We start from the raw sequence: 12,622 nt of genomic DNA on the forward strand, positions 1-12,622 counted from the left end.
GCGCAAACCGCCCGTTCCGCGGCGTCTGACAGCGCGGATAGGGACAGGATCTGAGTGAAATTTCTTGCTTTGATGGAGGCTATTGCGCGGTGCTCAATCGCTCCGGCCATTGCGCAGTCAATGTCGCACAGCGGGCCACGAGCATTTCCCGCAACAGGTTGATGGGCTTGCTCAATTGCGCACGATGCGCGCACAGCAGGTTGAGCGGCGTGCGCTCACCGCGCAGCTCCGGCAGGATCACGCGCAGACGCCCGGCCAGCACGTCGCTGCTCACATCCAGCCAGGACTTGTAGGCGAGACCGACACCCGCCACTGCCCAGCGCCGCACCACATCGGCGTCATCACTGAAGCGGTCGCCGCTCACCGTCAGGCTGACTTCACGCTTGCCATCGTGAAAACCCCAGTGGTCGTGTACGCGGCTGCCGAGCATGTACAGCAGGCAATTGTGTTGCGCCAATTGCTCCAGATGCCGCGGCTCGCCATGCCGTGCGAGGTAGCTGGGCGCGGCACACAGCACACGCCTGTTGTCCGGGGCGATGGGCAGCGCGATCAGGCTGGAGTCTTCGGGCTCGCCGTAACGCAGGGCGATATCCACCGGCTGGCGGAACAGGTCGGCGATCCGGTCGCCCAACAGCAGGCGCACGGTGAGTTGCGGGTACTCGCGCTGGAATTCATCGAGCCAGGGCAACAGTTGGTTGCGCCCGAAATCCGACGGCGCCGACAGCTGCAGCACACCGCTGACATGGTCCTGGCCGCTGGCCAACAAGCGCCGCCCTTCGTCCAGCGAACTCAAGGCTGCGCGGGCATATTCCAGAAAGCCTTCACCTTCGGCGGTCAACCGCAGGCTGCGGGTAGAGCGCGCCAGCAACCGCGTGCCCAATTGCTCTTCGATGCGCTTGAGCGCCGCGCTGGCCACGGCGGGCGACAGGTCCATGACCCGCGCGGCAGCCGACAGACTGCCCAGGTCTGCCGCGCGTACAAACAACTGCAAATCATCAAAACGCAGCATGCATTACCGCCGATTATCAAAATTTTATTGAAACAGACTGCTGTTTTAGCGGGTTTTATCTTCACGGGAAATAGCCAATCATCTGCCCATCCCGTTCACCACGTGCCAGGAGTTGAATATGTCCACTGCCTTTAACGTCATCGCCACGCTGATCGCCAAACCCGGCCAAGGGGCAACCCTGGAGACCCTGCTGCGCGGTCTGCTGGAACCGACCCGCCTGGAAGCCGGTTGCGAGCAATACGACCTGCACCAGGACCTGCAACATCCCGAGACCTTCTACATGCTCGAACGCTGGAGCGATGACGCAGCGCTGGCCGACCACGACCAGAGCGCACACATCCAGAACTTCCGCGCCAAGGCCGCTGATGTGATCGAACACTTCGAACTCAAGCGCCTGAAATTTCTTGCCTGATCACTGCCCTTTTCCGGAGTCCCCATGAAAGCCATTGCCTACTACGCTGCACTGCCCATCACCGATCCAAACTCCCTGCAAGACATCGAGCTGCCGGAGCCAGTCGCCGGCCCGCGCGACCTGCTGGTGGAAGTCAAAGCCATCTCGGTCAACCCGGTGGACACCAAGGTGCGCCAGAACGTCGCCCCGGAAAACGGTGCCGCCAAGGTGCTGGGCTGGGACGTGGCGGGTGTGGTGAAGGCCGTTGGCAGTGAAGTGACCCTGTTCAAAGCCGGAGACAAGGTGTTCTACGCCGGCTCGCTGGTACGCCCGGGCGGCAACAGCGAACTGCACACCGTGGATGAGCGCATCGTCGGTCATATGCCCAATAGCCTGGGGTTTGCCGACGCCGCCGCGCTGCCGCTGACCGCCATCACGGCCTGGGAGTTGCTGTTCGAACGCCTGCAAGTGCGTGAAGGCAAGGAAGATGAAGGCCAGAGCCTGCTGATCGTCGGCGCCGCCGGGGGTGTGGGTTCGATTCTGACCCAGCTGGCCAGCCAGCTCACTGCACTGAAAGTCATCGGCACCGCCTCGCGTCCGCAAACCCAGGAATGGGCCAAGGCGCTTGGCGCCGACCTGGTGATCGATCACAGCCAACCGCTGAGCGAAGCGCTGAAAAACGCCGGCCACCCACAGGTGACCCACGTCGCCAGCCTGACCCAGACCGATCATCACCTCGACCAGTTGGTGGAAGCCCTGGAGCCACAAGGCAAGCTGGCGTTGATCGACGATCCGAAGTCGCTGGATGTGAGCAAGCTCAAGCGCAAGAGCCTGTCGCTGCACTGGGAGTTCATGTACACGCGCTCGATGTTCGAGACGCCGGACATGATCGAACAGCACAACCTGCTCAACCGCGTGGCTCAACTGATCGACGCCGGCACCTTGAAAACCACGGTGGGCGAGCACTTTGGTGTGATCAATGCCGAGAACCTGCGCCGCGCGCACGCGCTGCTCGAAAGCGGTAAGGCCAAGGGCAAGATCGTGTTGGAAGGGTTTTAAAACGGTCTGTCAGTGTCGTCCTTTATTCCTCTGAGTAATGGACGACACCGCTAGTCAGAGAGTTGACCTTTGTCATATTTGTGAGCGCATTCGGGTTTATATTGGCCGCCTTTGCCACGATTCTTTTACGTGAGGAAGTCAGCAATGAAGATCCTGATAAGAGCGTTAGCAAAATCCCCAGGCAACAAATGGCAGGTCAGCCTCGACGGCGACGCGTTCACCTTCCGCACTGAGGCCGAGGCCCGTGCCTTCGCCGACACCCTGCAAGCGCGCATCCAGGCGCCGCACCGCATTCCCCTCAGCCAGCAACGCTCCGCCGCTGGCTGATCCACACTTCAGACCTGCGCTTGCACGGCCCTTGCCCGTTGCAGGCGCTGGGTCGACATTGCAATCGTTACGGCCAGTACACCGCACAAGCTGATGACCATCGCCATCGGCATCGCCGTGCCGTCGTGCAACACGCCGACCAGCGACGCCGCGCCCGCCGCCACACCAAACTGAATGCAGCCCAGCAGCGCCGAGGCGCTGCCGGCCCGTGCGCCCTGCCCGCTCATGGCGCAGGCCGAGGTATTGGGCAAAATGCAGCCTAGGCTGGCGATGCAAATAAACAGCGGCACCAGAAGCGGCCACAACGCGTCGGTGCGCAAGGCGGCAATGCCCGACAGCGACAGCGCCGCCGCCACATACACCCACACCGTGCGCGACAACAGAAACGCCGGGCCACGCTTGGCCAGCAACCGCGCATTGAGCTGCGCCACCAGGATAAAGCCGGCCGCGTTGGAACCGAACAGCCAACCGTAATGCTCGGCAGGCACGCCGTAGAGCTTGATGAACACAAAGGGTGAGCCGGCAATGTAGGCAAACATCCCGGCAATCGAGATGCCGCCGGTCAGGGCGTAGCCCAGGTACACGCGGTCCGACAACAGCGCGCCGTAGCGGCGCAGCGAACCGGACAGTGGCTGGCGCGGCTGATGGGCCGGGAAGGTTTCCGGCAAGCCGACTGCCACGGCGATGGCTGCCATCACGCTGAATATCGACAGCGCCAGGAAAATCGACTGCCAGCCCCACAACCCGACCATCACGCCACCCGCCAACGGTGCGAGGATCGGCGCCAGGCCGGTGACCAGCATCAGTTGCGAATAAACCTTGGCTGAGCCCACGGCATCACATTTGTCGCTGACCACCGCACGGGAAATCACCATGCCCGCACACCCGCCGAGGGCTTGCACGAAGCGCGCGCCGATCAGCCAGTCCAGGGACGGCGCATACGCGCAGGCAAAGGAGGCGACGGTAAACAGCGTTACGCCACTGAGCAGCGGCACGCGCCGGCCAAAGCGATCGGCCAGCGGCCCGTAGATCAATTGGCCGATGGCCAGACCGCCGAAATACACCGCCAACGTCAGCTGGATATGTTTTTCGTCGGTGGCGAACGCCGTGGCCATTGCCGGAAAGCCCGGCAAGTAAAAGTCGATCGCCAACGGCGCGAAGGCGCTCAAGGCGCCCAGGATCAGGATTATGCGGAGGTTCATCAGACACCCAAGTGAGTCGGCAGCCCGACAGTCTAGCCGCGCTTGGGTGCCATGAACATTACGTTAGCTCGCTAACTATCAGAAAACTCACGCGAGCTTGGCGCTGTAGCCTTCTTCGGTGATCAGCTCGATAACCTGCTCGGCAGACAAGCGACTTTCAACACCGACTTCCTTCGCCGCCAGGTTGACGTTGACGCTCGCCGCAGGATCCTTGCTCTGCACCGCCTGGGTCACCGCCCGCACGCAATGGCCGCAGGTCATTCCTTCCACGTTGAATACTTGCATGACATGACTCCTTTGATGAGGTGGGCGCCAGTCTCGACCTTGCCACGATGGCAAGGTCAAGTTTCAAAAACATCCGCCGGGCTGGTATTCAGCCGCCGCCTCGGCCAAGCTTCATCCCTCTTGGATTTGAACCACGGAGCATTCGCCATGCGCTGGTCGTTTTTGGCCCTTATCGGCCTGTTGAGCTTGTCTGCCGCTGCGCCCATGGCCTTCGCCGATGAAGACTATGCGGTGCTGATCATCTCCCGCGAGCGTCTGGAAGTGCCGACCAGCTGCGAGATCGGCCTGTATATCCAGGACCAGTTGGCCGGGCGCCTGTTCCAGGAACAGGCCACGTCGTTCAACTTGCCGGCGGGCAACGTGTCACTGCGCTTGAAACTGCTGCCGGGCCAAGCCCCTGGCTGCTTGCCGGGCATGCTCGCGCCGCCCGCGCAGAACATCACGCTGAAGGCCGGTGATGTGCGCAAGTTGCGTATTGCCCAAGGCCCGGACGGCATGTACCTGAAACCCGCCGCCCTCGAATACTGAACACCTGCCTTGCCGGCCTCGGGTCCTTGTGTGCGCGCCTGATTCACGGTCGTCATCGCCGGGCAGCCAACCGCCTGAGGCAAATAGCCCCTTGACCTTCCCCACAGGTCAAGGTTGATCCTAGGGGCATCGTCTTCTGGAGGACTGCCCCATGAATGGATCGACCACGTTTGAGCTGCCCATCAGCGGCATGACCTGTGCCAGCTGTGCCGGCCGTGTCGAGCGCGCGCTGGGCAAGGTGCCGGGAGTGCAACGTGTCAGCGTCAACCTGGCCAACGAACGCGCCCACGTCCAAGTGCTGGGCCAAATGGACCCCGGCGTACTGATCGCCGCCGTCGACAAGGCTGGCTACACCGCCACCCTGGCGCAAAGCGAAACCGCCACCGACGCCAATCAAGCCCAACGCCTGCATCGCGAGCGTTGGTCGCTGCTGTTGGCGATCGTGCTGGCCCTGCCGCTGGTGCTGCCGATGCTGGTGCAGCCCTTCGGCCTGCACTGGATGCTGCCCGCCTGGGTGCAGTTCGCCCTGGCTACGCCGGTGCAATTCATCTTGGGTGCGCGCTTCTACAGCGCCGCATGGAAAGCCGTGCGCGCTGGCGCCGGCAATATGGACCTGCTGGTGGCCATTGGCACCAGCGCCGGTTATGGCCTGAGCATTTATGAATGGCTCACCACGCCCGCTGGCAACATGCCACACCTGTACTTTGAAGCCTCGGCTGTGGTGATCGCGCTGGTGCTGCTCGGTAAATACCTGGAAAGCCGCGCCAAGCGCCAGACCGCCAGCGCCATCCGCGCCCTCGAAGCCTTGCGCCCGGAGCGGGCAATTCGAGTGCTGGACGGCCGCGAAGAAGACGTCGCCATCAGCGCGTTGAAGCTCGGCGACCGGGTGCTGGTCAAACCCGGCGAGCGCTTCCCGGTGGACGGTGAAGTGATGGAAGGCCAAAGCCATGCCGACGAGGCCTTGATCAGCGGCGAGAGCCTGCCGGTGCCGAAACAGCCCGGCGATAAGGTCACCGGCGGCGCCATCAACGGCGAAGGTCGGTTGCTGGTGCGTACCCAGGCGCTGGGCGCCGAAAGCGTGCTGGCACGCATCATTCGTCTGGTGGAAGACGCCCAGGCGGCGAAGGCACCGATCCAGAAACTGGTGGATAAGGTCAGCCAGGTGTTTGTGCCCGCCGTGCTGGTACTGGCGCTGATCACCCTGGTGGGCTGGTGGCTCTACGGCGCGCCGCTGGAAACCGCGATCATCAATGCCGTGGCGGTGCTGGTGATTGCGTGCCCGTGTGCGTTGGGCCTGGCCACGCCCACCGCGATCATGGCCGGCACCGGCGTCGCTGCGCGCCATGGCATCCTGATCAAAGACGCCGAAGCCCTGGAACGCGCCCATGCAGTCAGCGCCGTGGTCTTCGACAAGACCGGCACCCTCACCTCCGGCGCGCCGAAAATTGCGCACTTGGCAGCGGTGGATGGCGATGAGTCGCTGCTGCTGCAACGCGCCGGCGCACTGCAGCGCGGCAGCGAGCACCCGCTGGCCAAAGCCGTGCTGGATGCCTGCAACGCCCAAGGCTTGAACGTGCCAGATGTGACTGCCAGCCAAGCGCTGAGCGGGCGCGGTATTGCGGGCACCCTCGACGGCCGACAACTGGCGTTGGGCAATCGCCGGCTGCTGGAAGAAAACGGCTTGAGCGCGGGTGACCTCGCGGCGTCCGCCAGCGCGTGGGAAGCCCAAGGGCGCACGTTGTCCTGGTTGATCGAACGAGGCGCGCAACCGCGCGTGCTGGGCCTGTTCGCCTTTGGCGATACGCTCAAGCCCGGCGCACTGGAGGCCGTGGAACAACTCAGGGCCCGGCGCATCAGCAGCCACTTGCTCACCGGCGACAACCGCGGCAGCGCCCGTGTGGTGGCCGAGGCACTGGGCATCGACGATGTACACGCCGAAGTACTTCCGGCCGACAAAGCCGCCATCGTCGCGCAGCTGAAAAAGACCGGCGCAGTGGCGATGGTCGGCGACGGCATCAACGACGCTCCGGCCCTGGCAGCTGCCGATATCGGCATCGCCATGGGGGGCGGCACCGACGTGGCGATGCACGCGGCGGGCATCACCTTGATGCGCGGCGACCCGCGCCTGGTGCCGGCCGCGCTGGAGATCAGCCGCAAGACCTACGCAAAAATCCGCCAGAACCTGTTCTGGGCCTTTGTGTATAACTTGATCGGCATCCCACTGGCGGCATTCGGCTTGCTCAACCCGGTGCTGGCGGGCGCGGCCATGGCCCTGTCCAGCGTCAGTGTGGTGAGCAATGCGTTACTGTTGAAAACCTGGAAGCCCAAGGATTTGGAGGATCAACGCCCATGAACATCGGCCAAGCCGCCCGTCAGAGCGGGCTGAGCGCAAAGATGATTCGTTACTACGAATCCATCGGCCTGCTTAAAGCCGCCCACCGCACCGACAGCGGTTACCGCGTGTACGGCAGCGACGACTTGCACACACTGGCGTTTATCAAACGCTCGCGGGATCTGGGATTTTCGCTGGAGGAAGTCGGCAAGCTGCTGACCTTGTGGCAAGACCGCCAGCGCGCCAGCGCCGATGTAAAAGCCTTGGCGCGCGAGCACATCGAGGCACTGAACCAGAAGATTCTGGAGCTGGGGCAACTGCGCGACACATTGCAGGACCTGGTGGAGCACTGCCAGGGCGATCATCGGCCCGATTGCCCGATTCTCAAGGAGTTGGCGTCTGGCAGCTGTTGCGCCTGATCAATGCTGATCAGACACCTCAGAACTACATGTGGGAGCGGGCTTGCTCGCGAATGCGTAGTGTCAGTCATACATCATTTGACTGAGCCATCGCATTCGCGAGCAAGCCCGCTCCCACATCAGCTCTTCCCCAGGCCGAAGGCCCGCTGTTAGGTCACTGCATCCAGGGCGGCGGCGGTTCTTCCGCGGTCTTGGTCGGTGGCGCATCATCCGCCGCGCGAATCGCTTGCTTGCGCTCTTCGTCCAACCGCGCCGCTTCAATCTCGCGAATAACACCGCCCACGTCCGCCAACTCTTCCGGCTCGTCGAACTCGCCGGTTAACGCGCTGGCCGGGTGCAAGGTGCCGGCTTCGTACAACGCCCACATTTCCTTGGCGTACTTGGTCTTCTTCAACTCCGGGGCAAAGCGCCCGAAGTAGGAAGCCATGTTGCCCACATCCCGCTCCAGCATGTTGAACGCGTGGTTGTTGCCCGCCGCATCCACCGCCTGAGGCAGGTCGATGATCACCGGGCCGGTCGGCGTGAGCAGCACGTTGAACTCGGACAAGTCACCGTGCACCAGACCGGTACACAGCATCAGCACGATCTGGGAAATCAGGAAGGCGTGGTATTCGCGCGCCTGGTCCGGCTCCAGCGTCACGTCATTCAGACGTGGCGCCGCATCGCCGTACTCGTCGGCCACCAGTTCCATCAACAGCACGCCTTCAAGGAAGTCGTACGGCTTGGGCACGCGAACACCCGCACCGGCGAGGCGGAACAGCGCCGCCACTTCGGCGTTCTGCCAGGCATCTTCGGTTTCTTTCTTGCCGAACTTGGAGCCTTTGGCCATGGCCCGGGCCTGGCGGCTGTTACGGACCTTACGGCCTTCCTGGTATTCGGACGCCTGACGAAAACTTCGTTTGTTCGCCTCCTTGTAAACCTTGGCGCAACGCAATTCGTTGCCGCAGCGCACCACATAAACAGCTGCTTCTTTACCACTCATGAGTGGGCGCAGCACTTCGTCGACCAGACCGTCTTCGATCAGGGGTTCAATGCGTTTAGGAGTCTTCATCAGCTTTTATTGTGGGTCCTTTATTACCAAACACGCGTATGGCACTCGTTATACGGCAATCGGCTCGCCTCGGGGAGAGGCTAGCGACCTTTGGCACTCAAGAATGCATCCAATATGCCAATTTTTCTGCGCAACTCAGCGCTCGATAATCGCCGTCACGCCCTGCCCGCCCGCGGCGCAGATCGAAATCAGCCCACGGCCCTTGCCCGCCGCGTCCAGCAGCTTGGCCAGGTTGGCGACAATGCGCCCGCCGGTGGCCGCAAACGGATGCCCGGCAGCCAATGAACTGCCCTTGACGTTGAGCCGGCTGCGGTCGATGGCGCCCAGCGGCGCGTCCAGCCCAAGACGGGTTTTGCAGTATTCAGGGTCTTCCCAGGCTTTGAGCGTGCACAACACTTGGGCAGCGAACGCCTCGTGAATCTCGTAGTAATCAAAGTCCTGCAGCGTCAGGCCATTGCGAGCCAGCAAACGGGGCACGGCGTACACTGGCGCCATCAGCAGGCCTTCGGCGCCGTTGACGAAATCCACGGCCGCCGCTTCGCCATCGCGCAGGTACGCCAGGATCGGCAAACCGCGCTCCTTGGCCCAGGCTTCACTGCCCAGCAACACCAACGAGGCGCCATCGGTCAGCGGCGTGGAATTGCCGGCCGTGAGCGTGCCCTTCTCGCTGCGCTCGAACACCGGTTTGAGGCTGGCGAGTTTTTCCAGGGTCAGGTCCGGGCGCAGGTTGTTGTCGCGGGTCAGGCCGAGAAAGGGCGTGAGCAAATCGTTGTGCCAGCCTTCGGCGTAGGACGCGGCCATTTTCTGATGGCTTTCAAGCGCCAACTGGTCTTGTTCGGCGCGAGGAATCTGCCAGGTCTGCGCCATCAACTCGCAGTGTTGACCCATGGACAGCCCCGTGCGCGGTTCGCCGTTGCGCGGCAGTTCCGGTTTGAGGTGATGGGGACGAAGTTGTAACAAGACTTTTAATTTGTCCGCCATGGACTTGCTGCGGTTGGCCTGCAGCAGGATCTTGCGCAGGCCTTCATTGACACCGATCGGCGCGTCGGACGTGGTGTCGACGCCACCGGCAATCCCGCACTCTATCTGCCCCACGGCGATCTTGTTGGCCACCAGCAACGCCGCTTCAAGCCCGGTGCCGCAGGCCTGTTGAATATCGTAGGCCGGGGTTTGCGGCGAGAGGCGCGAACCCAGCACGCATTCGCGCGTGAGGTTGAAGTCGCGGGAATGCTTGAGCACCGCACCCGCGGCCACCTCGCCAATGCGCAGGCCGTGCAGGTTGTAGCGTTCGATCAGGCCTTCCAGGGCTGCGGTCAACATCGCCTGGTTACTCGCCGTGGCATACGGGCCGTTGGATCGGGCGAAGGGGATGCGATTACCGCCAATGATCGCTACACGGCGCAATTGAGTCATGGAAAGCTCCCTGAAGGTTGTGGGTGGAATCATCCAGCCTAGCCTAGGCTGATCGAACGACTACCGCACCGGGGTGGTCAACCCTTTGAACCCCAGCCTTCGGAGAGCGTTCCATGTCTGACCGTTATATCGACTTCGCCAACTCAAGCCTCGGCCATCGCCTGGTCGCCGCCATTGGCCTGCCGTCACCGGTACGCCTGGAACGCTGGCAGGCCGGGCGCCTGCGCCCGGTGGAAGGCGCGCTGCTGCTGGGCGGCGGCGCACTGGCGGCCAACGTGCTGCCGTTTGCCAATAAGCTCACGGACGCTATTTACAGTTACGGTACCGCACCGCTGACCGCACCTGCCTGGATCCCCGGACACGGCCCCAAGCTCAAGGCCGTGGTGTTCGACGCCAGCGACCTGCAGCACACCGATCAGCTCAAGCAACTGCGGGAATTTTTTCAGCCGCTGCTGAAGAATCTCGACCACAGCGCGCACCTGGTGATTCTTGGCCGAGCGCCGGAAAGCCTCAGCGATCCTTTTGCAGCCAGTGCACAGCGTGCCCTGGAGGGTTTCAGTCGCTCGCTGGCCAAGGAACTGCGCAGCGGCGGCGTGTTGCAATTGTTGTATGTGGGCGAAGGTGCCGAGGACCAGCTGGAAGGCGCGTTGCGGTTTTTCCTGTCGCCTAAAAGCGCCTACATCTCTGGCCAGGTGATCCGCCTGCAAGCCTGCGCCACGCCGGTCGAGGATTGGACTCGCCCATTGGCCGGGCGCAAGGCGCTGGTCACCGGCGCGGCGCGTGGGATTGGCGCCTCGATCGCCGAAACCCTGGCGCGCGACGGCGCCGAGGTGATCGTGCTTGATGTGCCGCAGGCCAAGGCCGATCTCGACGCCCTCGCTGCACGCCTGGGCGCCCGCACCGTGGTGCTGGATATTTGCGCCGAAGACGCGGCAACGCAATTGATCGAACACCTGCCGGACGGCATCGACATCGTGGTGCACAACGCCGGCATCACCCGCGACAAAACCCTGGCCAATATGACCCCGGAATACTGGGACGCGGTGCTGGCGGTCAACCTCAACGCGCCGCAGGTGCTGACCAAGGCCCTGCTCGACAGCGGCACCCTGCACGACAACGGGCGCGTGGTGCTGCTGGCGTCCATCAGCGGCATCGCCGGCAATCGCGGGCAAACCAACTACGCCGCGAGCAAGGCCGGGCTGATCGGCCTGGCGCAGGCCTGGGCACCCTTGTTGAGCGAACGCGGGATCAGCATCAATGCCGTGGCGCCTGGCTTCATCGAAACCCAGATGACCGCGCACATTCCCTTCGCCCTGCGCGAGGCCGGGCGGCGCATGAGTTCACTGGGCCAGGGCGGCTTGCCGCAGGACGTGGCCGAAGCAGTGGCCTGGCTCGGCCAACCGGGTTCCGGAGCGGTCAGCGGCCAAGCGTTGCGGGTGTGTGGGCAAAGCCTGCTGGGAGCGTAAATATGGAATGGCAGACCTTAGGCACGACCCCGTTTCTACCGCCGCTGTACTGGCGTGCAGCGCTCAAGCGCAAGATCACCGGCAGCACCTTGCCCGAACAGGGATTGCGCTGCCGGGTAAGCGTCAATCCCAAGGCCGTGGCGGCCTATCGCAAGGTCTGCGGCTTTGCTGACAGCCCCATTCTGCCGGCCACTTACCCGCACATCCTGGCGTTCGGTTTGCAGATGCAATTGCTCACCGCAAAAAACTTTCCGTTCCCTTTGCTGGGGTTGATTCACCTGAGCAACCGTATTCGCATCCATCGCCCATTGGGCGCGGTCAGCGAGCTGACGGTGGCCGTGCATGCGCAAAATCTCAAGCCGCACGCCAAGGGCGCAACCTTTGAAGTGGTCACCACCGTCGAGGACGCCCTTGGCCTGCTGTGGGAAGCCGAAAGCCAGATGCTCTGCCGGGGCGTGAAGCTCGAAGGCGAGTCGGTAAGTGACGCTTTGCCCAGCCCCACGCAGGTTACCGAACTGAGTCGCTGGAAAGCTCCCGCCGATATCGGCCGCCGCTACGCCCGGGTGTCGGGCGACTACAACCCGATCCACTTGAGCGCCCTGACCGCCAAGGTATTCGGCTTCCCCCAGGCTATCGCGCATGGACTCTGGAACACGGCACGCACCTTCGCCGCACTGGGTGAACACTTGCCTGCGGCCACTATTGAAATCGTGGTCGAGTTCAGAAAGCCGGTCCGCCTGCCCAGTGAAGTAACGTTGCTCGCCAGTGCGCCAGGTTCCAGTGGCGAGTTGCTGTTAACGGGCGCCGGCAACATTGAACACATGGTAGGAAAGTGGCAACCGATTGCGTGAATAACGCTGATTAATTGTATATATATAGCTTAAGTTATAGCGGACCTTTAAAGGTCCGCTTTTTTATTCAAGCCATTGATTTAAAACAGATATACCTCCCCTCTCTATACCTTTGGCATTAGTCGCTAAGCACTGACGGGCGACCCGTATATAAATCGTTAATACCAAGTTGAGCGTTGCGAGAAAGAGTGCCCGGGTCTGTGATAACACCACGGACAAACGTATCGCTATCCCTAGAAGTAACGAGCGTTTGAAAACAACCAAGGTTGTACAGGTGCAAGGGAACTCA

At 62.6% G+C, this 12,622-nt stretch carries 13 protein-coding genes; 8 read left to right on the plus strand and 5 right to left on the minus strand.

Translation table 11 applies throughout. From position 1 onward, the window contains the following. Nucleotides 1-79: 79 nt before the first annotated feature. Nucleotides 80-1,009 carry a LysR family transcriptional regulator gene (locus AACV02_RS25770; RefSeq protein ID WP_119737743.1) on the minus strand — a complete coding sequence of 310 codons (930 nt, stop codon included), beginning with the start codon at nt 1,007-1,009 and terminating at the stop codon, nt 80-82. Between the two features lie 118 nt (nt 1,010-1,127). On the opposite strand from AACV02_RS25770, the gene AACV02_RS25775 reads away from it, so the two are divergent. From AACV02_RS25775 to AACV02_RS25785, 3 genes are all read left to right on the plus strand, one after another. Beyond that, on the plus strand, nt 1,128-1,421 hold the full coding sequence (locus AACV02_RS25775) for a putative quinol monooxygenase (RefSeq protein WP_119737745.1): 294 nt from the start codon (nt 1,128-1,130) through the stop codon (nt 1,419-1,421). A gap of 24 nt (nt 1,422-1,445) precedes the next feature. Next, nucleotides 1,446-2,459 (plus strand): zinc-binding alcohol dehydrogenase family protein, encoded by a 1,014-nt coding sequence (locus AACV02_RS25780; RefSeq protein WP_119737748.1) that lies wholly within the window; start codon nt 1,446-1,448, stop codon nt 2,457-2,459. Nucleotides 2,460-2,603: 144 nt separating this feature from the next. Next, entirely contained in the window at nt 2,604-2,786 is a 183-nt protein-coding gene (locus tag AACV02_RS25785; RefSeq protein WP_106577738.1) for a hypothetical protein, read from the plus strand. Nucleotides 2,787-2,794: 8 nt separating this feature from the next. Here the strand turns inward: AACV02_RS25785 and AACV02_RS25790 are convergent, their stop codons facing one another. Together AACV02_RS25790 and AACV02_RS25795 are read right to left on the minus strand one after the other, a co-directional pair. Beyond that, the gene (locus tag AACV02_RS25790; protein WP_119737750.1) at nt 2,795-3,988 is read right to left on the minus strand and encodes a multidrug effflux MFS transporter; all 1,194 of its coding nucleotides are present in this window, start codon (nt 3,986-3,988) and stop codon (nt 2,795-2,797) included. Between the two features lie 87 nt (nt 3,989-4,075). After that, complete coding sequence (locus AACV02_RS25795) at nt 4,076-4,273, minus strand: heavy-metal-associated domain-containing protein (RefSeq protein ID WP_106577736.1); 198 nt, start codon at nt 4,271-4,273, stop codon at nt 4,076-4,078. A gap of 147 nt (nt 4,274-4,420) precedes the next feature. Here AACV02_RS25795 and AACV02_RS25800 point away from each other — a divergent pair, with 147 nt between their 5' ends. The 3 genes from AACV02_RS25800 to cueR all read left to right on the plus strand — a co-directional run bounded on the left by AACV02_RS25800 (nt 4,421) and on the right by cueR (nt 7,552). Then, nucleotides 4,421-4,801 (plus strand): hypothetical protein, encoded by a 381-nt coding sequence (locus AACV02_RS25800; RefSeq protein ID WP_106577735.1) that lies wholly within the window; start codon nt 4,421-4,423, stop codon nt 4,799-4,801. A gap of 151 nt (nt 4,802-4,952) precedes the next feature. Beyond that, the gene (locus AACV02_RS25805; RefSeq protein WP_119737752.1) at nt 4,953-7,154 is read left to right on the plus strand and encodes a heavy metal translocating P-type ATPase; all 2,202 of its coding nucleotides are present in this window, start codon (nt 4,953-4,955) and stop codon (nt 7,152-7,154) included. Continuing rightward, entirely contained in the window at nt 7,151-7,552 is a 402-nt protein-coding gene (cueR, locus tag AACV02_RS25810; RefSeq protein WP_106577733.1) for a Cu(I)-responsive transcriptional regulator, read from the plus strand. Before AACV02_RS25805 ends, cueR begins: the two co-directional genes overlap by 4 nt. Before the next feature lie 154 nt (nt 7,553-7,706). On the opposite strand, the gene AACV02_RS25815 is transcribed toward cueR, so the two are convergent. Continuing rightward, a complete protein-coding gene (locus AACV02_RS25815; RefSeq protein WP_106577732.1) occupies nt 7,707-8,603 on the minus strand; it encodes a PA4780 family RIO1-like protein kinase in 897 nt (298 codons plus the stop codon). Nucleotides 8,604-8,738: 135 nt separating this feature from the next. Then, nucleotides 8,739-10,016: an acetyl-CoA C-acetyltransferase gene (locus AACV02_RS25820; RefSeq protein ID WP_119737754.1), complete on the minus strand. Its 1,278-nt coding sequence runs from the start codon at nt 10,014-10,016 to the stop codon at nt 8,739-8,741. Nucleotides 10,017-10,129: 113 nt separating this feature from the next. On the opposite strand from AACV02_RS25820, the gene AACV02_RS25825 reads away from it, so the two are divergent. Further along, nucleotides 10,130-11,482, plus strand: coding sequence for a 3-oxoacyl-ACP reductase (locus AACV02_RS25825; RefSeq protein WP_119737757.1), 1,353 nt, complete (start codon nt 10,130-10,132; stop codon nt 11,480-11,482). 2 nt (nt 11,483-11,484) lie between these two features. Next, nucleotides 11,485-12,333: a MaoC family dehydratase gene (locus AACV02_RS25830; RefSeq protein WP_119737759.1), complete on the plus strand. Its 849-nt coding sequence runs from the start codon at nt 11,485-11,487 to the stop codon at nt 12,331-12,333. Nucleotides 12,334-12,622: the final 289 nt, after the last annotated feature.

This window comes from Pseudomonas sp. Larv2_ips (assembly GCF_963879675.1).
GTDB lineage: Bacteria > Pseudomonadota > Gammaproteobacteria > Pseudomonadales > Pseudomonadaceae > Aquipseudomonas.

Excerpts from the sequence above, each read along its gene's own strand:
- AACV02_RS25800 (WP_106577735.1), top strand. The coding sequence starts at position 4,421 with ATGCGCTGGTCGTTTTTGGCCCTTATCGGCCTGTTGAGCTTGTCTGCC.
- AACV02_RS25805 (WP_119737752.1), top strand. The coding sequence starts at position 4,953 with ATGAATGGATCGACCACGTTTGAGCTGCCCATCAGCGGCATGACCTGT.
- AACV02_RS25795 (WP_106577736.1), bottom strand. The coding sequence starts at position 4,273 with ATGCAAGTATTCAACGTGGAAGGAATGACCTGCGGCCATTGCGTGCGG.
- AACV02_RS25770 (WP_119737743.1), bottom strand. The coding sequence starts at position 1,009 with ATGCTGCGTTTTGATGATTTGCAGTTGTTTGTACGCGCGGCAGACCTG.
- AACV02_RS25830 (WP_119737759.1), top strand. The coding sequence starts at position 11,485 with ATGGAATGGCAGACCTTAGGCACGACCCCGTTTCTACCGCCGCTGTAC.
- AACV02_RS25820 (WP_119737754.1), bottom strand. The coding sequence starts at position 10,016 with ATGACTCAATTGCGCCGTGTAGCGATCATTGGCGGTAATCGCATCCCC.
- AACV02_RS25780 (WP_119737748.1), top strand. The coding sequence starts at position 1,446 with ATGAAAGCCATTGCCTACTACGCTGCACTGCCCATCACCGATCCAAAC.
- AACV02_RS25790 (WP_119737750.1), bottom strand. The coding sequence starts at position 3,988 with ATGAACCTCCGCATAATCCTGATCCTGGGCGCCTTGAGCGCCTTCGCG.
- AACV02_RS25815 (WP_106577732.1), bottom strand. The coding sequence starts at position 8,603 with ATGAAGACTCCTAAACGCATTGAACCCCTGATCGAAGACGGTCTGGTC.
- AACV02_RS25825 (WP_119737757.1), top strand. The coding sequence starts at position 10,130 with ATGTCTGACCGTTATATCGACTTCGCCAACTCAAGCCTCGGCCATCGC.
- AACV02_RS25775 (WP_119737745.1), top strand. The coding sequence starts at position 1,128 with ATGTCCACTGCCTTTAACGTCATCGCCACGCTGATCGCCAAACCCGGC.
- AACV02_RS25785 (WP_106577738.1), top strand. The coding sequence starts at position 2,604 with ATGAAGATCCTGATAAGAGCGTTAGCAAAATCCCCAGGCAACAAATGG.
- cueR (WP_106577733.1), top strand. The coding sequence starts at position 7,151 with ATGAACATCGGCCAAGCCGCCCGTCAGAGCGGGCTGAGCGCAAAGATG.